Raw genomic sequence first — 19,545 nt, forward strand, 5'->3', positions numbered from 1 at the left:
GCAGGGCCGAGAATCCCGCGGCGCCAGCCGCAAATGTCACAGCAGCCGCTGGTGGAGGGCCTTGCGGAGGTCGCCGGTCAGCCCGATCGCCTTCAGATAGCCCTCGGTGTCGCCGTACTGTTCGCGCACCGTCGCGTCGGCGGTGCGCAGGTACTCCTCGTGCACCCCGAGCAGGTCCGCCGACAGCGCGGCTCCGTTGCCGATCTTGGGCTCGAGTAGTCGGCGCAGGGGTTCCACGGCGGCGTTGCTGGCCAGGAAGTCGGTGTACACCTGCTCCTCGGTGACGCCCACCGCGCGCAGCACCGTGGCCACCGCCCAGCCGGTGCGGTCCTTGCCCGCCGCGCAGTGCACCAGCGCGGCGCCCGCGCCCGCGGCGATCGAGCCCGCCAGCCGGGTGATGGCGGTGTGCGCCTCGGGGAGCACGGGGAACTGCCGGTACACCTCGATCATGTGGGCCTTGGCGGAGCTGGTCTTCGCCTCGTGCGGCGGCGCGTCGTCCATGCGCGAGTCGAACGGGGTGACGTGTAGGCGCACGCCCTCGGGCAGGGTGTCGTGGCCGATGTGGGCGATCTCGGCGTGGCCCCGCAGATCGTGCACGTCGGTGACCCGCAATTCTCGCAGCGTCACCAGCCCCTGCGCGTCGAGTCCGCTCAGCTGGGCCGAGCGCAGCAGCACGCCGGGGCGCACGGTGGCGCCGTCGGCGGTGCGCAGCCCGCCCACATCGCGGAAATTGAAGGTGCCGCTGACGGCGAACTGATCGGCAGAGGGGGAGAGAGTCACTTGTCCAGGTTATCGGCGGTTCCGTACGCGACGCGCCCGAGTTCGCAGAACGGCCACGCACTGTGTCGTGTCCGTTTCGCCGGGTGTCGTTGTGACGTCGCCCACGGGCGGGGAGTGATCGGTCGTGAACTTGTACAATCGACCAGTATGCGCTTTTCGGGGCGTGGGGGCGCCGGATGTTTTGCAGTGCGATCAAATTAAGGCCGTATGGTCGGTTTTAAAAAGGGTCGCATTCGGATAACAAAACAATCTTTGAGTCTGAAAAGGACGGCTGAAGCAGTTCGTGAATCCAGAAAACCTTCTAAGATCGAGCTCGCTGGATAGGACGACCGTCATCGGACGACCTGTCTACAGTGCTCGCACCGCCGCGGGCAGCGAAATTTGTTGCCGAGGAGTTGTCGTTGAGCGCCAGTTCTGAACTTACCGAAGCGCCGTTGCGGTCCGCCGTCTGCGATGCCATCGAGCAGGCCGCCGCCAGTGTCGACGTCAGTGGTCTGCGGGCCCTGCGGGTATTCCTGCACGCGGGCATGAGCGCCTACTGGCCGTTGATCAAGGCCGCCCCGGCCCGGCAGGTCGCCGCCTACGAGACCGCTCTGCACACCCTGCGCCAGCGCTGGTCGCCCTCCGGCGAGACCATCGGCGATCCGACCGCCGCCGCCATGTTCCGGCAGATGGACGCCGAGGCCGTGGCCTTCCTCGACATGTGCGCCCAGCGCTCCGGCACGCAGTGGATCGAGCCGCTGGACTCGGTGGCCACCTACCTGGTGTCGGTCCTCTACGGCGCCGTGCTGCGCTGGCTCGCCGACGGCAACGACGAGACCACCCTGGTGGTCATCGACGACCTGGTCGGCTGCCTGACCCTCAAGGCCGTCGAGGTCTGATCGCGACAATGCTGGACGACTGACCAAATCGGTGGTTCAGTAGGAGAGTGACCTCCACGACAGCCCTGCCCGAGCTGCACGCGGCGACCGCCGAGCTCGACCCGCCGCTGGCCGCCCTCGACCTGGCCGCCCTCGACGCCAATGCCGACGACCTGGTCCGCCGCGCGAACGGCGTGGCGATCCGCGTGGCCAGCAAGTCGGTGCGCTGCCGGGCCGTGCTCGAACGGGTGCTCGGCACCGGCCTCACCGCGCGCGGTGGCTTCGCCGGGATCATGGCCTATTCGCTGCGCGAGGCGCTCTGGCTGGCCCGTCTCGGCGCCCGCGACATCCTGCTCGGCTACCCCGTCCTGGACCGGGCCGCCCTGGCCGAACTCGCCACCGACCCCGAGCTGCTGCGCGCGATCACCCTGATGATCGACGACGTCGACCAGCTCGAACTCACCCGCGCCGCGCTCGGCACCGACCTGGTCCACCCCCGCGTCTGCCTCGACGTCGACGCCGCCCTGCGGATCGGCCCGCTGCACCTGGGCACCCGCCGCTCGCCCCTCCGCGGCCCCGAGCAGGCCGCCGCGCTGGCGAGCGAGGCGCGGCGCCGGGGCTTCGACGTGGTCGGCGTGATGACCTACGAGGCGCAGATCGCGGGCCTGCCCGACAGCAACCCCGCGGTGCGGGTGGTCAAGCGGCTCTCGGCGCTCGAGATCGGCCGCAGACGCACCCGGGTGCTCGACGCGGTGCGCTCGGTGACCGGCCCGCTCGAGCTCGTCAACAGCGGCGGCACCGGCTCGATCGAGGTGTCGATCACCGACCCCGAGGTCACCGAGGTGACCGCCGGTTCCGGTCTCTACGTGCCGACCCTGTTCGACCACTACCGCTCGTTCACCCCGCGCCCCGCGCTGTTCTTCGCCACCCCGGTGCTGCGCAAGCCGACGCCGACCATCGCCACCGTCTTCGCGGGCGGCTACATCGCCTCCGGTCCCGCCGGGCCCAGCCGGGTGCCGCTGCCCGTCTGGCCCACCGGCCTGAAACTGCTCGGCGCCGAGGGCGCGGGTGAGGTGCAGACCCCGCTGGCCGGGGCCGCCGAGGTCGCGATCGGTGATCGCGTGTGGTTCCGGCACGCCAAGGCGGGGGAGCTGTGCGAACGCTTCGCCGAGATCCACCTCGTCGACGAGTCCGGCACCCGCACCACCGTGCCCACCTATCGCGGTGAAGGGCAGTGCTTCGGCTGAGCTGTCAGCGCAGCAGCTCGACGACCTCGGCGTCGGCGAGCTGGTGGAAATCGGCGTAGGCCATGCCGACTCCGCCCAGATCGGCGGGCGTCCACAGGCACACCAGCTCGTCGCACTCCGGGCGCACCCGGCGCGCGGCCTCCGGCGAGGACACCGGCACCGCCACCACGATCCGCGCGGGTTCCTGCTCCCTGGCCACCCGGCAGGCGGCCGCGACGGTCGCCCCGGTGGCCATGCCGTCGTCGACGATGATCACCGTGCGCCCGGCCAGCGGGATCGGATCGCGCTCGCGCAGCATCGCCTGCCTGCGCGCGAGTTCGGCCAGCTCGGTCTGCTCGACATCGAGGAAGGCCGCCTGCGAGACCCCGCTGCGGTCGACCACGTCCCGATTGAGCACCACCACCCCGCCCTCGCCGAGCGCGCCCATGGCCAGCTCCGGTTGCCAGGGCAGGCCCAGCTTGCGCACCAGCAGCACGTCCAGATCGCCGCCGAGCACCGCGCGCACCGCCGCGGCCACCGGCACACCGCCGCGCGGCAGGCCGAGTACCAGGGGGTCGGTATCGCGCAGATGCTCGAGGGCCGTGCCGAGAGCGTGGCCCGCCGCTGCGCGATCCGGATACACCATCGTCTTCGAACGCTACTCCGCGCCGGGCTCCGGCGATACGCGCTCGACCACCGCGAAGCGGCGCAGCGACAGGCTGGGATTGGCGGTGCGCACCCGGGCCAGATGCGCCGGATCGACGGTGGCGACCAGCACGCCAGGATCGTCACCGAGCTCGGCCAGCACGGCACCGGCCGGGTCCACGATCATCGACGCGCCCGCTCCGCGCGGGGCGCACTGATCGGCGGCCGCCACGTAGACGGTGTTCTCGATCGCGCGGGCCCGCAGCAGGGTGGTCCACTGGTCCACCTTGGCCGGGCCGGGAATCCACTGCGCGGGCAGCAGCAGCACGTGCGCGCCCGCCGCGGCGACACGCCGGGCCCCCTCCGGGAAACGCAGATCGAAACAGGTCTGCATGCCGAAGATCACACCGTCGACGGCGAAGGTGGCCGGTTCGAGCAGCGGTCCCGGCACCACCACCTCCGATTCCCGGTGCCCGAACGCGTCGTAGAGATGCACCTTCCGGTACACCGCGCGCACGGTGCCGTCGGGCCCGTGCGCCACCAGGGTGTTGCTGATCCGCGCCGATTCGGTCGCGGGCCGCTCGACCATCCCGGCCACCAGGAACACCCCGAATTCGGCTGCGAGCGCGCCGAGTCCGGTGGTGAACGGGCCGTCGAGCGGTTCGGCGATCGCCACGACCCGCTCGTCGAGGCGGGTCACCGCAAACATCGAGTATTCCGGCGCGAGCACCACCCGCGCCCCGGCCTCGGCGGCGGTGCGCACGTGTTCGCGCAGGGCCGTCAGATTCGCGGCGGGGTCGGTCGTCGGGGCGAATTGGACGACCGCGATCGGCACCGCCACCGGCGCCGGTTCCTGATGCGCTGACCCGTTCTGCAGTTGCATAGGTCTCACCGTATTCACCTGGTGGTTGGGACAGCTACCGCCAGGCAGTAAACTCCTGGTCAATGAGTACCAATGAGGTCGACAGCGTTCCTGCCGACGACGACAGGCACGACGACGGCCCGACCTTCGCCGACCTCGGAATCGATGACCGCGTCCTGCGGGCCATCGCCGATGTGGGCTACGAGTCGCCGTCCCCGATCCAGGCGGCGACGATTCCCCCGCTGCTCTCCGGCGCCGACGTGGTGGGCCTGGCCCAGACCGGCACCGGCAAAACCGCGGCATTCGCGATCCCGATCCTGATGGGTCTGGACACCGCGCAGCGCAAGCCCAGCGCCCTGGTGCTCGCGCCCACCCGCGAGCTCGCCATCCAGGTCGCCGAGGCCTTCGGCAAGTACTCCGCGCACATCCCCGGACTGCACGTGCTGCCCATCTACGGCGGGCAGAGCTACGGCGTGCAGCTGTCGGGCCTGCGCCGCGGCGCGCACGTCGTCGTCGGCACGCCCGGCCGCGTGATCGACCACCTGGAGAAGGGCACGCTGGATCTGACCCAGCTGCGCTACCTGGTGCTCGACGAGGCCGACGAGATGCTCAAGATGGGCTTCCAGGAAGACGTCGAGCGCATCCTGCGCGATACGCCCAACGACAAGCAGGTCGCGCTGTTCTCGGCGACCATGCCGGGCGCGATCCGCAAGATCTCCAAGCAGTACCTGCACGACCCGGTCGAGATCACGGTCAAGTCCAAGACCCAGACCAACACCAACATCACCCAGCGCTACGTGCAGGTCTCGCACCAGCGCAAGCTCGACGCCCTGACCCGCGTACTCGAGGTCGAGGACTTCGAGGCGATGATCATCTTCGTGCGCACCAAGCAGGCCACCGAGGAGCTGGCCGAGAAGCTGCGTTCGCGCGGTTTCTCCGCCGCCGCGATCAACGGTGACATCGCGCAGAACCAGCGTGAGCGCACCATCGGCCAGCTCAAGTCGGGCGCGCTGGACATCCTGGTCGCCACCGATGTGGCCGCGCGCGGTCTGGACGTGGACCGCATCTCGCACGTGGTCAACTACGACATCCCGCACGACACCGAGTCCTACGTGCACCGCATCGGCCGCACCGGCCGCGCGGGCCGCTCCGGTGAGGCGCTGCTGTTCGTGGCCCCGCGCGAGCGGCACCTGCTCAAGGCCATCGAGCGCGCCACCAAGCACCCGCTGACCGAGATGCAGCTGCCCAGCGTCGACGATGTCAACGCCCAGCGCGTGTCGAAGTTCGGCGACTCGATCACCGAGAACCTGTCCTCGGACAATGTGGCGCTGTTCCGCAAGCTGATCGAGGACTACGAGGCCGAGCACAACACTCCGCTCGTCGACATCGCCGCGGCCCTGGCCGTCGCCTCCTACGACGGCGACAACTTCTTCATGGCGCCCGAGCCGGAGCCCGCCCCGCGCCGCGAGCGCGAGTTCCGTGACCGCGACCGCGAGCGTGCCCCGCGCCGCTACGACGACGAGGACCGCGGCCCGCGCCCACCCTCGTTCTCCCGCGAGACCGGCCAGGAGCTGGCCACCTACCGGATCAGCGTCGGCAAGCGGCACCGGGTGGTGCCGGGCGCGATCGTCGGTGCCATCGCCAACGAGGGTGGCCTGCGCCGCAGCGATTTCGGGCACATCAGCATCCGCCCGGACTACAGCCTCGTCGAGCTGCCCGCCGACCTGCCGCACGAGACCCTGGAAGCCTTGCGCCGCACCAGGATCAGCGGCGTGCTGATCCAGCTGCAGCCCGATCAGGGCCCGCCCGCGCAGCGGCTCAACGCCCGCGGCCCGCGCCGCGATCGCGATGCCCGGCCGCGCACGGATCGGCGCAAACCGCGTTCCTGACCGGCGGCGCGCGCACCAGCGGGTGGGGTCACCGCGGCGGGGTAGGTTCGACATGTCCGCGGGTAGCGCCCTGGTCGCCCGCGACGCTGGTTAAGGTGTTGCCGTCGGGTGTGCGTGAACACAGGAGGGCCGCGTTTGTTCGTGTCCGGTGATCGGGTGATCGGTGCCGTCGGCGATCTCGCACGCGCGGCGAACTGCGAGTTCGCGCTCCTGCGGGCCGTCGACGCCGCCCTGGGCAACCTGCCCGCCGCACCGGATTCCGCCGCGCCCCTGCTCCGCTCGCGCCCGCCTGCCCCGGAGTTGCTCGCGCACTTCGGTTCCCGCCTGCCCCGCATTCCGTCCCCGGAGATCCCCGGCGCCGATGCGGCCGCCCGCATCGCCGCCCTCACCATCGCCGCCACCTGTACCGCCGATGCGGTCCGCGCGGGCGCGGAGGCGATCGTCGGCGCGGTCTTCTTCGACGGCCGATTCGCCTGCGGGGTCGACCTTCTGCTGCGCACCGGCGACGGCCCCCGCTACACGATGTACGCGTCCATCGGCTCCGACACGGTCCGGCTGCCCGCCGGTCTGCGCCACCCGGCGATGGTCGGTGCCGCGTACGACGGGCGCAGGGTGGACCGGCCTGGCACCCCGGCGGGCGACGGCGGACCGCTCGACTCCGAGCAGCGCCCCTGGGGCAACTCACCCGGCGCGACGGTGCGAGACACCGACCGGCGCGGTGGGTTCGATGCGGAGAGTCCTTCTCGGGCAACTGGATCCGTCCGGGCGGATACCGGTTCGGGGGATCTCGGCAACGTGTGGGCAGGGGCCGCAGACCGAGCCGGGGCGGGAGACGCGGGCGACGCGAGGCCGGGCAGCATCGGTGGTGCCGGGCAGGTGGATACAGGCGGCCCGAGGCCGGGCGGTTTCGGCGGTGGCGGGCAGGTGGACGCAGGCGGTGTGCGGCCGGGCGCCGCGGGCGAATCGCGGCCGGAGGGTGCCGATCCGCGGCTCGGCGGTGCGGACGGGGCTCGCGCGCTGCGCCGGGAAGCGGTCGCGGGCCGGACACCGTTCGAGCGGGTGGCCGCGTCGGTGCAGGTGACTCCCGTCGATCCGGTGCGCGAGGCACTCTGCGCGCGGCTCGAATTCGCCGCCGTGACACAGGAGCTCGCGGCGCTGGGGGCGAGTGTCGATCCGGTGGCGTATCTTTCGGGCCCGCACGGCGAAGAGCGCACTGCGGCGGCCGAACTCACGCCGCTGTACCGGGCCCGGCGGGCGCGCGTCGAGCACATCATCGAGGACAAGCTGGCCGAACTGCTGCCGGTGCAGTGGGGCGACCCGCGGTATCTGGCGTGCGGCCGCTGCCCGAGCTGCCGGACCGCCGTGGCGACCGCGCGGGATCTGTTGCTGGTGGCGGGAATCCGGCCCATCCAGCGCGCGCGATTGCGGGAGGCGGGGGTGCTCACCGTCGACCGGCTGGCCACCACCAGCACCCCGGTGCCCGGCCTGACCCCGCGCACCGTGCACGCCCTGCGCCGCCAGGCCGAGATCCAGCTGCACCGCGAACGCACCGGCGAACCCACCTACGCGCTGCGCGACGCGACCGCGCTGGGCGCGTTGCCCGCCCCGTGCCCCGGCGACCTGGCCCTGATCCTCGATCTCGACCATCACGGCGCGGTGCGCGCCGTCGAACTGGCCGACTCCGGCGCCGTCGTCTATCGGCCGGAGGTCCCGCCGGTGGCCGATGCCGCGCTGCTCGACGAACTGCTCGACATCATCGCCGAACATCGCGCCGCCCACCCGGATGTGCGTGTCTACCACTACGGTTCGGCTGTGCGCACCGCGCTGCTGGACTGGTCGGGCCGGGTCGGGGCGGGCGCCGATCTGCTCGACGCGCTGCTGGCCGCCGGTGCCCTGGTCGATCTCGCGCCGATCGTGCGCACGGCCGTGCTCATCGGCGAACAGTCCTACGACACCACCGGTCTGGCCGCCCTGCTCCCGGAAACGCGCAGCCGCGCCGCCACCGTGCTCGCCCTGCGCGACTGGCTGCTCGACCGCGCCGCCGCCGCGGGCATCGAGGTGCCGGGCAGCCGCTTCGCCGTGGCCGCCGCCGATTTCCCGCCCTCGCTGCGCACCGGCTCGCTGGAGGCCGCGCTCACCGAGTTCGCCGCCGACAGCACCGGTGACGCCGCCCGCGCCGCCGCGCTCACCGCCGCCGTGCTCGGCTACCACCGCCGCGAACGTCAGCCGCGCTGGTGGGCGCATATCGACCGGCTCGGTCATCCGGTCGGGGAATGGGCCGACGAACCCGGCGTGCTCATCGCCGAGTGGGGCACCGTCGACACCAAATGGCATCGCACCCCGCAACTTCCGACCATGCGCCGCTATCTCACCCTCACCGGGCGCCTCGGCACCGGCGCCACCCTCACCCCCGGCACCCAGATGGTCACCATCTACGACGGTGCCGCCGCCGCGGGCATGACCCAGACGCTGGGCCGTCGCGCCACCGCGACCGCCACCGTGCTCGGCAGCGCGATCGACGCCAACTTCGACGACACCGTCCGCCTGGAGGAACTGCTGCCCGCGGGCTGCCCCTCCTACGACGACCTGCCCGCCGCCATCGCCCCCGGCCCGCCCGACGGCGAGGCCGAGATCGAGGCGGCCCTGGAATCCACCGCCCAGAACCTGCTGATGACGCTGCCGTGGGTACCCGAGAACGCCGTCTACGACCTGCTGCTGCGCCGCCCGCCCCGCCTGCGCGACGGCCTGACCCTGCCCGAGGTGCACGGCGATCCGGCCGCCGCGCTGGCCACCGCCGTGGGCGCGCTGGACGCCTCCTACCTGGCCGTGCACGGTCCGCCCGGCACCGGCAAGACCGGCACGCTCGGGCACGCCATCGAGCGGCTGGTCACCCGGCACCGGTGGCGCGTCGGGGTGGTGGCGCAGTCGCACGCGGTGATCGAGCGGATCTTCGACGCGGTGGTCGAGGCGGGGCTGCTACCCGAGCTGGTGGCCAAGAAGGATGTGGCCTCGGTGGGGCCCGAGTGGTCGGCCATCGACGCCGCGCGGTACCCGCGTTTTCTCGACAACGCGGTCAACGGCTGCGTGATCGGCGGCACCCCGGCCGATTTCGTCGACGACGCGCTGATCCTGCCCGGCAGCCTGGACCTGCTGGTGATCGCCGACGCGGGGGAGACCTCGGTGCCCGACACCGTCGCGGTGGCGGTGAGCGCGCGCAATCTGCTGCTCGTCGGCGACCCGCAGCCCTCGCGTGCCCAGGCCGCCCACCCGCTGCCGGTGCAGGTCTCGGCGCTGGGCTGGCTCTGCGACGGCGCGCGCACGCTGCCCCCGGCCTACGGCTATTTCCTCGACCGCACCTGGCGCATGCACCCGGCGGTGTGCGCGCCGGTGTCGGCGGGCTGCTACGACGGCAAGCTGCGGGCCAGCGAGACCGTCACTCTCGCCCGCGATCTCGCCGGGATCGCCCCCGGCGTGAGCACGGTGCTGGTCGAGCATCGCGGCAACGCCACCGAGGCCGACGCCGAGGCCCGCGAAGTGGTGCGCCGGGTGCGCCTGCTGCTCGGCGAGACCTGGACTTCGGCGGGGCGTACCCGCAAGCTGCACCCGCACGACGTCTTCGTGGTCGCCCCCTACGCCGCCCAGGTGGCCCGCATCCGAACCCTGTTGGCGCGCGCCAAGATCGAGGACGTGCTGGTGGGCACCCCCGACCGTTTCCGGGGGCGCGAGGCGGCGGTCGTCCTGCTGTCGATGACCACCTCCACCCCCGCCGACGCCCCCTTCGGGATGCGCGCCATGCTCTCACCCACCGTCATCCACGCCACCCTGAGCCGCGCGATGTGGAAGGCGATCATCCTGCGCTCGCCGCTGCTCACCGAATACCTCCCGGACACACCGGAAGAACTCTCCGCGCTCAACGGATTCCTGCGCCTCGGAACCGACCCCACCGCGTAGCGACCCACCGCGAGTCCGGGGTCGGGGGTCAGACGTTGCGGAGTAGGTGGCGGAGCCAGTCGACGGAGGATTCGGCGGTGGCGGGGGTGATGTCGACCTGGTGGGCGGTGTGGACGAGGTAGCGGCCGTCGCCGGTGAGATCGATCCAGGACAGGACGCCGGAGGGATCCTTGTGGCGGCCCGCGGCGACCAGGATCTGGCCGATGCCGGTGCGTGGGCGTTGCAGGAGTTTGCGGATGCGGGCGGCTTCCGACGGGCCCGCGACGGGGGCGGTGACGAGGTCGCGGCTGTCCTCGCGGACCTTGGCCACCGGGGCGCCCAGGCGGGGCAGGCCACCCGGTCGCTGAGCGGGGAGCCGCGAGAAGATCTGGGCGGCAAGCCGTTTCGTGCTGCCGACCTGCACGTGCACCGGGCCGCCGCGATCCTCGGCGCTGCCGGGCTCCTGCACCGCGAGCACGGCGATATCGGCGCTCACCGCCCCGTACATCCGCACCGGGACCGCGGTCCGGCCGCACACCTCGACGCGGATCTCCGGGTCGGCCAGCACCCGCAGCGCGGCCGAGAGGTCGGCGTCGAGCGTGCGGGCGCACCAGGCGTCGAGGGCGGGGCGCTGCGCGGCGAGTTCGGCGGTGTCGCGGGCGGACGCGCGGACGGCGAGCGGATACGGGATCCGGTCGCCGTCGGTGCGCGCCCAGGCCAGCGCGAACTGATCCGGGGTGAGATGCCAGTTCACTCCCGTTCGGTCCACTCACCCAGCACGGCGGGGCTGGTCGGCTCCATCCGGCCGATCAGCGCGTTCACCTCGTCGGCGGGCTCGAGATAGGTCGGCTCCTCATCGAGGAAGCGCAGGAACTCGTCGTCCTCGTCCTCGGGTTCCTCCGGCGGCGCGGGATGCCGCGGACCACCCGGCGCCCGCTGATTGTCGGCCGCCGCCATGGCCCCACCCATCAGCCCACCGATCGCCCCCGCGCTCATCCCGGCCGCGGCCTCACCCCCGGCAGCCGCCGGATCGCGATCCGTCCGCGCCTCGGTGGCGGCGGCCCCGGTATCCGCCGCGGGCGTGGTGCCTGCGGTATCCGGGCGTACCGCGGTCGGATCGGCAGGCGAAGCGCCTGACGCGGTATCGGGATGTACGTCGGTCGCGGTCGTGCCAGCGGGTGAGGTACCTGCCGCAGTGGTGTCCGGGTGTGCGTTGGTCGCGGTCGGGACGGCGGGTGACGTTCCTGCTGCGGTGGTTTCCGGGTGTGCGACGGTCGCGCTGGGGATGGCGGGCGAGGACGCGGCAGGCACGGTGGCGTCGCCGGGGTGGGCTGTGGCGCCCGTGGCGGGCGCACCCGCGCCGAGGGGTGTCGTCGTGGGCGCATCGTCTGTATTGCCGGAGCCGCCCGTTGCTGATGCGTCCGCCGGTTTTCCGGAACGGTCGCGGCGATTGCGGGGGTCGGTGCCCGGGACGGACCCTGCGACGTAACCCGGTGTCGTGGCCGGGGACCCGGCGGTGGCGGCCGTGGTGGAGGCAGTGGTGACCTGGCCCGGCTGTGTGGCGGCGAGTGTGGTCGGCGCGGCGGCTGCGGGCACCGTGCCCGGGGCCGCGGTTGTCGCCGGGGTGGTGCCGGTCGCGGGGGTCTGCGGCTGACCGGGAGTGCCCGCGGTGGTGTCGCCGGGGAGCACGGTCACTACCCCGGCCACCTGGGTTTCTCCGGTGGTGGTCGTGGACGGATCGGTCATCGCCGGGTTCGCGCCGGTGAGGGTGACCGCGGGGGCGCCCGTGGTGGGCGGGGTGCCGGTGCCGGGGGCGGTGGCCGTGGCGGTGTCGAGGACGGGGAAGGACGGCACGCCCGAGCCGGTCGGCACCAGGGCTCCGCCGTAGATCGTCTCCATGGCCCGGACCGCGTCCAGTCGCGCGTTCTCGGCCTGGCGCACCACGGTGGCGTTGTCGGCGGCCTGCTGGGAGTCCAGCAGGGCGGCGGCCGGATCCGGCTGGGCCGCATCGGGTTCGGCGATGGCGGCGCGCACGGATTCGGCGGCGTCGCCCGCGCGGGCCAGCCGCACGCCGACGGCGGTGAGCACATCGGCGATGCGCCTGCCCGCCTGCTCGAACTCGCTCACCGCGTCGACCGCCTGCTGGGCGGCCGCGCCGCGCCAGCCGTCGGCCAGGGCCGCGCGGATCTCGCCGTGCGCGTTGTCGACCTCGTCGCCGAGACCGGTGGACGCGCTGAGGAAGGCGTCGCCCGCCACGGCCAGGGCGGCCGGGTCGAGCTGCTGCACGGCCCGGTGGATCTCGGCGTGCGAGAGATTGTCGAAGACCTCGACCACGGGCGCGTAGTCGGGATCGGTGCCGGAGATGCTACGCATGGCCGTCCCCCTGCGGGTCGAGCGCGGCGACCGCGCCCGCCAGCGCCTGGTCGCTGTCGCGGTAGGCGGTCCCGGCGGCGCGGAACACCATGGCCAGCTCGCGCGCGGTGCGCGCGTAGGCCCGCAGCTGATCCAGCGCGTCACCGGTCTTGGACTCGAAGCCGGTGCGCAGCGCGGTCCCGGAGGCGAGATCGCCGAAGCCCGGCAGCGTCTGCGCCGCGCCGAGGACCTGCAACTGCGCCTCCACCGCGTCGGCCAGCCGCTCGTAGCGCAGCGCGCAGCGCTCGGGCGCGCCGTCGGCGACCAGCACCCCGTCGATCCACAGCCCGCCCTCGTCGACGGCCGTGCCCAGCGCCGCCGTATTCGGCAGCCCCGTTCGATTCGGTTGCACCGTTTCCCCCTTCGTCGTTCATCGCGCGCAGGTCAGGACCCACTGCGCGATATCGGCCGCCACGCGCTGCTGTACCGGTTCGTGCAACAGGTCGTGGCCCGCGTCGGCGTACTCGCGCAAATCTACCGATCCGTGCCGCGCTGTCCATAGCCGGATCACATCGATCGGCGCCCGCCGATCGTCGACCCCGTGCACCGCCAGCACCGCCAACCCTGGGCTGAGCGTGATCTCAGTACCCCTGCGCGGGGTGCCACAGAGCACCAGTCCGGCGATGCCCGCGCTCGCTCCGGCGGCCACTCCTACATCGCGGCTCGCCCCGGAGTCGACGGCCACATTGGAGCTCGCCGCGGAGTCGGGGGCCACACTGAGGCTCGTTCCAGAGTCGACGGCCATATCCGGGCCTGCCCCGGAGGCGACGGTCGGGTTGGGCGTCCCTCCGGCGGCCGGGGCCGCACTGGGGCTCGCTCCACCAGTCATGGCTGTGTCGCGGCCTGCTTCGGTGGCCACGGCTATATCGGGCCTCGCATCGGGGCCCACGGCCGGGCCGAGGTGCGCTTCGGCGGCTACGGTCAGCGCGGTGGCCGCGCCGAGCGAATGGCCCATCAGGAAAGGGGCGGACCCGTGTTCGGCGTGGGCCAGGGCGAGGAGCAGGCGAGCGTCGGCGGCGAGTTCGGGGAGGGTGCCGGGGGCGTCGGGATCGCCTTCGCTCAGGCCCTGGCCCGAGGTGTCCAGGGTCCACAGCTCGATCCGGGCCGGGCGGAGGGCGGCGGCGAAGCGGTGGTAGTGCCCGCTGTGCTGACCGGTGCCCGGCAGCAGGACCAGCGTGGCCGCGGGCCGTTCGAGGGACCACCGCCGGTAGTGCAGGCGGCCGCGGTCGCTGTCGAAATAGGGCACCGTCCGATTATGGCTGTCGCGGGGCGGGCGAGCGTAGGGGGAGTGCACCGGATTTCGGGCGCGGACTTGTGACATCGCGGCGGGCCCGGTCGAATTGCTCTGTGCGACAAGATCAGTCCGTGCGGGGTTCGGCGTGCAGGCTGTCGTGCGCGGGGGCGGTGCGCGGTGCAGAGTGCGCTCACCATCGATGCGCCGGAGCCGCTAGACTTCCCGCGTCGAACTGAGTCAACAGAGTCGAGGTTTGTGCATGTTGTCGTTCCGCCGTTGCGTCGCCCACGTTGTCGTCGGCGCGGCCGTCGTGACCACTGCCTCCCTCGGCACCGGTGCCGCGGGCGCGGAACCGGTCGCCGCCTGCGCGCAGGCACGCGAGGACATCGCCATCCGCTCGAGTGTGCCGCTGCTGGACTGGTCGGAGAACTTCGGCATCGACGCCGACGGCGCGCTGTGGGTGGCGCGGGTGATGCGCGGGGAGGTCCAGCGCTACGACGCCGACGGGCGGCTCACCGCCACCGTCGCGATCCCCTCGCCCGGCGCGGTCCGGCTCGGCCCCGACGGCCTGCTCTATGTGGTGACCGGCAATTCGCCGCTGTCCGGCGCGGGCGGCATCGTCCGCTTCGACCCCACCGCCGCCGACCCCGAACCGGTCTCCTTCGCCACCGGCTTCCCGCACCCGAACGGCGCCGCCTTCGACGACGAGGGCAACCTCTACGTCACCGCCTCCGACGGTGTGCACCGGCTGCGCCGCGACGGCAGCGAGGACATGGACTGGTGGGCCGGGGTGGCCGTCGAGGGCCCCAACGGCATTGCCGTGGTGGGTGATTCGGTCTACGTCACCGCGAACTTCGTCGCCGATTCCGGCCCGGTCGGCCGGGTACTGCGCCTGTCGCGCACCGACCCCGCCGCCAGCACCACCATCGCCGACCTGACCTCCTTCGGCGCCCTGCCCGACTTCGTCGACGATCTCGTCGTCCGCGACGGCGACCTCTACGTCACCACGCTGGCCGGTCACCTCGTCCGCGTCGACCCGGTCACCGGCGCCGCCTGCAACGTGCTGTCGACCCAGCCGCTCACCGCGGTCGTCGCCGACCCCGCCGACCCGTCCGCACTGCTGGCCGGTTCGGAAGAAGGCACCGTCCTGCGCATCCGCCCGCTGGGCTGATTTCTTTCCGAAAGCCGCACCACGACCAGTGATTCCGGGCCGCACGGGCGGCGGCGGGTGGCGCGAGCGCGTACGCCGCGTTGCCTGCGGCGTCACCGCGCCGATGAGCGCCACCGCGGCCGAGCCCGGTGGCGGTAGGTCGGCCGCGCGCGGAGCCGCGGCACGGACGCCGTGACCGATTGCCCGGCAGTCGTTCCCGGCGCGACTCGGCCGGTGCGCCGGGCGGGCCGAAGATCAGCCGACGAGCTGCCCGGCGCCGTTCAAAGACTCGCGCCGACCCGCTGAGGGTGTCCGGGCGGATCAGCCGCCGACGGTGACCGCGGACGGCGCGCTCGGCGGCTCCGGAGCGGGTGCGGGCGCCGGGGTCTCCGCGGGGGCCGGAGCCGGTGCGGGAGCGGGGGTTTCGGGGGCCGGAGCCTGCGAGGTGTTGGGACCACCCGAGGACGATTCGCCCGAACCGGGGTTGGTGAGTTCCGGTTCCGGCGCGGGCGGGGCCGCGGGCGCCTCGGTCTGCTCGACCGGCAGATCCGGGACGACGAAGGTGCCCACGGTCGGGGTCATCACGCAGCGCGCGCCGGGGTAGTCGATGGAGCCCCACATGGAGGCGATCACAGTACCGGCCCCCGTGTGCACGGTCTTCGACAGCGACGGCAGGTGGTATTCGGTCTGGTCGTCGAGGGCGATGATGCCGCTCTGACCGGTGTTCACGTTCACCCAGGCCACGCTGAGCCCCGAGGACAGCGGCACACCGGTGTGGCGCGGGCTCGCGCTGAAGCGCATATCGCCCGGCGTCAGGCTGAACTCATCGCGCGGGCCGGGGCCCTCGTAGGTGGCGGCGGCGATGATCGTGGTGATCGGGCCGTTGCTGCCGCAGCCGAAAGTCGGTGCGGCATAGGTGAACGGGGTGAACTGCGCCGAGATGTCGCGCAGCGCGTCGCCGCCGACGATCTTCGTGAAGCTGGTCAGCGCGCCGACCCCCGCCTTGGTGGCGGCATCGTCGGCCGCGATCTCGGTGAGGTGGGTGAGGCCGTCGTCGAGCGGTGCGGCTCCGGCCGGTGCCGCCAGCAGCGCCAGCGCGCCGATGCTCGCCGCGGTGACCGTCGCCGCCCTGCTTGCGATGGATCTGCCGTTCACCCGTAACTCCTCGAGGATGCTCGTCGCCGGTTCCCCGGCTCGTCTGGCAACGTACCAGTTCGCCGACGCGGTCGGGGACCGCCGCGGGCACCGCGACGACGGGTCCGCGCCGGGTGTGATGTAGTCGACATCCGGGTTTACCAAGGGGTAGGTTTTCTCTCGACGGCTACGAGACGCTGGGAGACCCGTATGAAGTTAGCCTTGTCCCCCGAAGAGCTCGCCTTTCGCGACGAGCTCCGGCAGTTCTACCGGACCGAGATTCCGGCCGAGATCCGCGACCGGGTGAAATACGGCCACGAATTGTCCCGCGACGACATCGTCACCGCGAACAAGATCCTCAACGACCACGGCCTGGCCGTGCCCAACTGGCCGGTGGCCTGGGGCGGCAAGGACTGGACGCCTATGCAGCGCCACCTGTGGCTCGACGAGATGCAGCTGGCCTCGGTGCCCGAGCCGCTGACCTTCAACGCCTCCATGGTCGGCCCGGTCATCGCCCACTTCGGCTCCGAGGAACTCAAACAGCGGTTCCTGCCGCCCACCGCCGCCCTCGACATCTGGTGGTGCCAGGGCTTCTCCGAACCCGACGCGGGCTCCGACCTGGCCTCGCTGCGCACCACCGCCGTGCGCGACGGCGACTCCTACATCGTCAACGGCCAGAAGATCTGGACCACGCTCGGCCAGTACGCCGACTGGATCTTCTGCCTGGTCCGCACCGACCCGAACGCGCCCAAGAAGCAGGCGGGCATCTCCTTCCTGCTCTTCGACGTGAAGTCACCCGGGGTCACCATGCGCCCGATCAAGCTGATCGACGGCAGCTACGAGGTCAACGAGGTGTTCTTCGAGAACGTCCGGGTGCCCGCCGACCAGCTCGTCGGCGAGGAGAACCAGGGCTGGACCTACGCCAAGTTCCTGCTCGGCAACGAACGCACCTCGATCACCGGCGTCGGCAAGACCAAGGTCAAGATCGGCCTGGCCAAGGACCATGCCCGCTCGGTCAGCACCGGCCACGGCACCCTGCTCGACGATCCGGTCTTCGCCGCCCGGGTGGCCGAACTGGAGAACGAGCTGCTGGCCCTGGAACTCACCCAGCTGCGGGTGGTGTCCAACTCCAGCGACGGCAAGCCCAACCCGGCCTCCTCGGTGCTCAAGCTGCGCGGCTCGGAGTTGCAGCAGGCGGCCACCGAGCTGCTGCTCGATATCGCGGGCGCCGACGCGCTGCCGGTCGACGCCGAGAACATCGCCTCCCCGCCGTGGGCCCAGCACAGCGGCCCCGGCTATCTGAACTACCGCAAGGTGTCCATCTACGGAGGCTCGAGCGAGGTCCAGCGCTCGATCATTTCCTCCACGATCCTCGGATTGTGAGGCGCTGACATGGATCTCGCACTGACCGAAGAACAGACGATGCTGCGCGACACCGTGCGCGATCTGCTGCGCCGTTTCTACGACGGCGAGGCGCTGGCCAAGGTCGGCGAGACCGACCCCGGCTGGAACCGCACGGTTTGGAAGCAGCTCGCCGACCTGGGCGTGCTCGGCCTGACCATCGACGAGGACGACGGCGGCGCGGGCGCGGGCCCGGTCGAGGCCATGCTCGTGCAGGAGGAACTGGGCCGCGCGCTGGCCCCGGAACCGGTGCTGGACGCGGTGGTCATCCCGGCCGAGCTGCTGAAGCTCACCGGCAGCGCCGAACAGCGCGCCCGGCTGCTGCCAGCGTTGGCCGCCGGGGAGAAACTGCTCGGCTTCGCCCACGCCGAACCGGGCAAGCGCTGGCCGTCCACCGAACTCGGCACCACCGCGAGCGGCCAGGGCGATTCCTACACGCTGACCGGCGTGAAGAACCCGGTGCTGCGCGGCGACTGTGCCGACGAGCTCATCGTCAGCGCGGTGCTCCCGGGCGGGGGCGTCGGCCTGTTCCTGGTCGACCCGACCGCCGCCGGAGCCGTGCGGCGCACCTACCGCACCTTCGACGGCCGCCGCGGCGCCCAGCTCGAACTCGACGGCGCGGCCGGGGAACTGCTCGGCGACACCGTCGACGCGGCCGAACAGATCGCGCTGGTGCAGGGGTACGCGCAGGCGGCGCTGTGCGCGGAATCGGTCGGCGCCATGGAGATCGCGCTCACGCTGACCACCGAGTATCTCAAGACCCGCAAGCAGTTCGGCGTGACACTGTCGAAGTTCCAGACGCTGACCCAGCGCGCGGCCGACTGCTACGTCTCGCTGGAGCTGGCCCGCAGCATGAGCCTCTACGCCACCGCGGCGCTGGCCGACGGCGGCAACGATCCGGTGGTGGCCTCGCGGGCGCGCCTGCAGATCGGCAAGTCCGCCGAGCACATCGGGCAGGAGGCGATCCAGATGCACGGTGGCATCGGTGTCACCGCGGAGTATCCGGTGAGCCACTATGTCGCCCGGCTGACCGCGATCGGGCAGACGCTCGGTGGCGCGCTGGAGCATCGGCGGGTGCTGGCCGATCGGGTGGGCTCCTACGATCTGCCCGAGTTCTAGGCGGTCGCTGTCGAGGGTGCGTGCCCGGTTCGGGTGCGCACCCTCGTGCTGTCAGCCCTCGAAGCGCGGGGTGGGCTGGGTGACCGTCGTTTCGGTGGTCACCGGGGGAGTCGGCGTCGCGCCGGTGTCGGCCGGAAGTGGGCCCGCGGGTGCCGGGGCCGGGTGGCGGTCGGTGCCCGCCGATGCCGCCGGGCGCTGCTCGGAGGTCTCGGGCGCGGTGGGGGTCGCGTGGTCGTAGGCGTGGGTCGGCGGGAAGACCGGCTCGGTGACTTCCTCGTCCTCGTCGTAATCCGGGGTCGGAATCCGCAGCGGGGTGGTGAGCCGGGGCGGGAGCGTCCGGGTCGGGCTCGGCGTGGTGACGCGCGGGGTGGTGGTGATGCGGGGCCGGGTGGTGGTCACCGGCTGGTCCTCGACGGTGGTGGTCTCGGGCGGATGCGATTCGGTGGTCGCCTCGGACGGGCGCGGATTCTCGCTCGGCTCGCCCTCGGCGGGCGGCTCGGAGGGTTCGGTCTCGGTGGAGCTGAGGCTGAACGGTTTCCGCGGCGACATGTGCGGGGCGATCCGCCAGGTCGGGGACGGCGGGATCGCGATGGAGTAGGTCGTGGAGGTGACCTCGTCGGCCACCGGGGCCGGGGCCACGGCCAGCTCGGCTTCGATCGGCGGGGGCGGAACGTAGACATCCTGCTGTCCGACACCGCACGCACCGATGATGATCAGTCCGAGCGACACCGCGCCAACAGCGATTGCCGGACCTACGACCTTGGCCCTGCTGTCATCCATCGCCTACTACTCCTCGTCGGCTTCGAGTCGCCTCACAGTAGTGCAGGTCGGCCGAAACAGCGCATTTTAAATGGCGGTGGTCCACATATCGGATTGATCTCTTCAGCGTGTCGTGGGGACGTG

General features: G+C 72.1%; 16 protein-coding genes. 7 read left to right on the top strand and 9 right to left on the bottom strand.

What is annotated here, in order from left to right:
• Positions 1-36: 36 nt before the first annotated feature.
• Entirely contained in the window at positions 37-780 is a 744-nt protein-coding gene (locus WA675_RS18490; protein ID WP_336085839.1) for a tyrosine-protein phosphatase, read from the bottom strand.
• 401 nt (positions 781-1,181) lie between these two features.
• Between WA675_RS18490 and WA675_RS18495 the strand changes: the two genes are divergently transcribed.
• Both WA675_RS18495 and WA675_RS18500 read left to right on the top strand, forming a co-directional pair.
• A complete protein-coding gene (locus tag WA675_RS18495) occupies positions 1,182-1,661 on the top strand; it encodes a TetR family transcriptional regulator (RefSeq protein WP_336085840.1) in 480 nt (159 codons plus the stop codon).
• Positions 1,662-1,708: 47 nt separating this feature from the next.
• Positions 1,709-2,887, top strand: coding sequence for an alanine racemase (locus WA675_RS18500; protein ID WP_336085841.1), 1,179 nt, complete (start codon positions 1,709-1,711; stop codon positions 2,885-2,887).
• A 4-nt stretch (positions 2,888-2,891) separates the two neighbouring features.
• Here the strand turns inward: WA675_RS18500 and WA675_RS18505 are convergent, their stop codons facing one another.
• On the bottom strand, positions 2,892-3,512 hold the full coding sequence (locus WA675_RS18505) for a phosphoribosyltransferase (RefSeq protein ID WP_336085843.1): 621 nt from the start codon (positions 3,510-3,512) through the stop codon (positions 2,892-2,894).
• Between the two features lie 12 nt (positions 3,513-3,524).
• Positions 3,525-4,394 (bottom strand): carbon-nitrogen hydrolase family protein, encoded by an 870-nt coding sequence (locus WA675_RS18510; protein ID WP_336085844.1) that lies wholly within the window; start codon positions 4,392-4,394, stop codon positions 3,525-3,527.
• Between the two features lie 62 nt (positions 4,395-4,456).
• Between WA675_RS18510 and WA675_RS18515 the strand changes: the two genes are divergently transcribed.
• Both WA675_RS18515 and WA675_RS18520 read left to right on the top strand, forming a co-directional pair.
• The gene (locus tag WA675_RS18515; protein WP_336085845.1) at positions 4,457-6,262 is read left to right on the top strand and encodes a DEAD/DEAH box helicase; all 1,806 of its coding nucleotides are present in this window, start codon (positions 4,457-4,459) and stop codon (positions 6,260-6,262) included.
• Positions 6,263-6,403: 141 nt separating this feature from the next.
• Entirely contained in the window at positions 6,404-10,213 is a 3,810-nt protein-coding gene (locus WA675_RS18520; RefSeq protein ID WP_336085846.1) for a bifunctional RecB family nuclease/DEAD/DEAH box helicase, read from the top strand.
• Positions 10,214-10,241: 28 nt separating this feature from the next.
• Here the strand turns inward: WA675_RS18520 and WA675_RS18525 are convergent, their stop codons facing one another.
• From WA675_RS18525 to WA675_RS18540, 4 genes are read right to left on the bottom strand one after another with little or no spacing between them, the layout of a single operon-like run.
• Positions 10,242-10,946: an ESX secretion-associated protein EspG gene (locus WA675_RS18525; RefSeq protein WP_336085847.1), complete on the bottom strand. Its 705-nt coding sequence runs from the start codon at positions 10,944-10,946 to the stop codon at positions 10,242-10,244.
• The gene (locus tag WA675_RS18530; protein WP_336085848.1) at positions 10,943-12,565 is read right to left on the bottom strand and encodes a WXG100 family type VII secretion target; all 1,623 of its coding nucleotides are present in this window, start codon (positions 12,563-12,565) and stop codon (positions 10,943-10,945) included. Before WA675_RS18530 ends, WA675_RS18525 begins: the two co-directional genes overlap by 4 nt.
• Positions 12,558-12,956, bottom strand: a complete 399-nt coding sequence (locus WA675_RS18535) for a hypothetical protein (RefSeq protein ID WP_336085849.1) — start codon at positions 12,954-12,956, stop codon at positions 12,558-12,560. Before WA675_RS18535 ends, WA675_RS18530 begins: the two co-directional genes overlap by 8 nt.
• Before the next feature lie 18 nt (positions 12,957-12,974).
• Positions 12,975-13,850 carry an alpha/beta hydrolase gene (locus tag WA675_RS18540; protein ID WP_336085850.1) on the bottom strand — a complete coding sequence of 292 codons (876 nt, stop codon included), beginning with the start codon at positions 13,848-13,850 and terminating at the stop codon, positions 12,975-12,977.
• A 247-nt stretch (positions 13,851-14,097) separates the two neighbouring features.
• On the opposite strand from WA675_RS18540, the gene WA675_RS18545 reads away from it, so the two are divergent.
• Positions 14,098-15,009, top strand: coding sequence for a Vgb family protein (locus WA675_RS18545; RefSeq protein WP_336085851.1), 912 nt, complete (start codon positions 14,098-14,100; stop codon positions 15,007-15,009).
• A gap of 300 nt (positions 15,010-15,309) precedes the next feature.
• Here WA675_RS18545 and WA675_RS18550 read toward each other — a convergent pair whose 3' ends face one another.
• Positions 15,310-16,143, bottom strand: coding sequence for a hypothetical protein (locus WA675_RS18550; RefSeq protein ID WP_336085852.1), 834 nt, complete (start codon positions 16,141-16,143; stop codon positions 15,310-15,312).
• 189 nt (positions 16,144-16,332) lie between these two features.
• Between WA675_RS18550 and WA675_RS18555 the strand changes: the two genes are divergently transcribed.
• Positions 16,333-17,505, top strand: a complete 1,173-nt coding sequence (locus WA675_RS18555) for an acyl-CoA dehydrogenase family protein (RefSeq protein ID WP_336085853.1) — start codon at positions 16,333-16,335, stop codon at positions 17,503-17,505.
• Between the two features lie 9 nt (positions 17,506-17,514).
• The gene (locus WA675_RS18560; RefSeq protein ID WP_336085854.1) at positions 17,515-18,642 is read left to right on the top strand and encodes an acyl-CoA dehydrogenase family protein; all 1,128 of its coding nucleotides are present in this window, start codon (positions 17,515-17,517) and stop codon (positions 18,640-18,642) included.
• Between the two features lie 51 nt (positions 18,643-18,693).
• On the opposite strand, the gene WA675_RS18565 is transcribed toward WA675_RS18560, so the two are convergent.
• Positions 18,694-19,422 carry a hypothetical protein gene (locus WA675_RS18565; protein WP_336085855.1) on the bottom strand — a complete coding sequence of 243 codons (729 nt, stop codon included), beginning with the start codon at positions 19,420-19,422 and terminating at the stop codon, positions 18,694-18,696.
• Positions 19,423-19,545: the final 123 nt, after the last annotated feature.

This window comes from Nocardia sp. SSK8, assembly GCF_037034205.1.
GTDB lineage: Bacteria > Actinomycetota > Actinomycetes > Mycobacteriales > Mycobacteriaceae > Nocardia.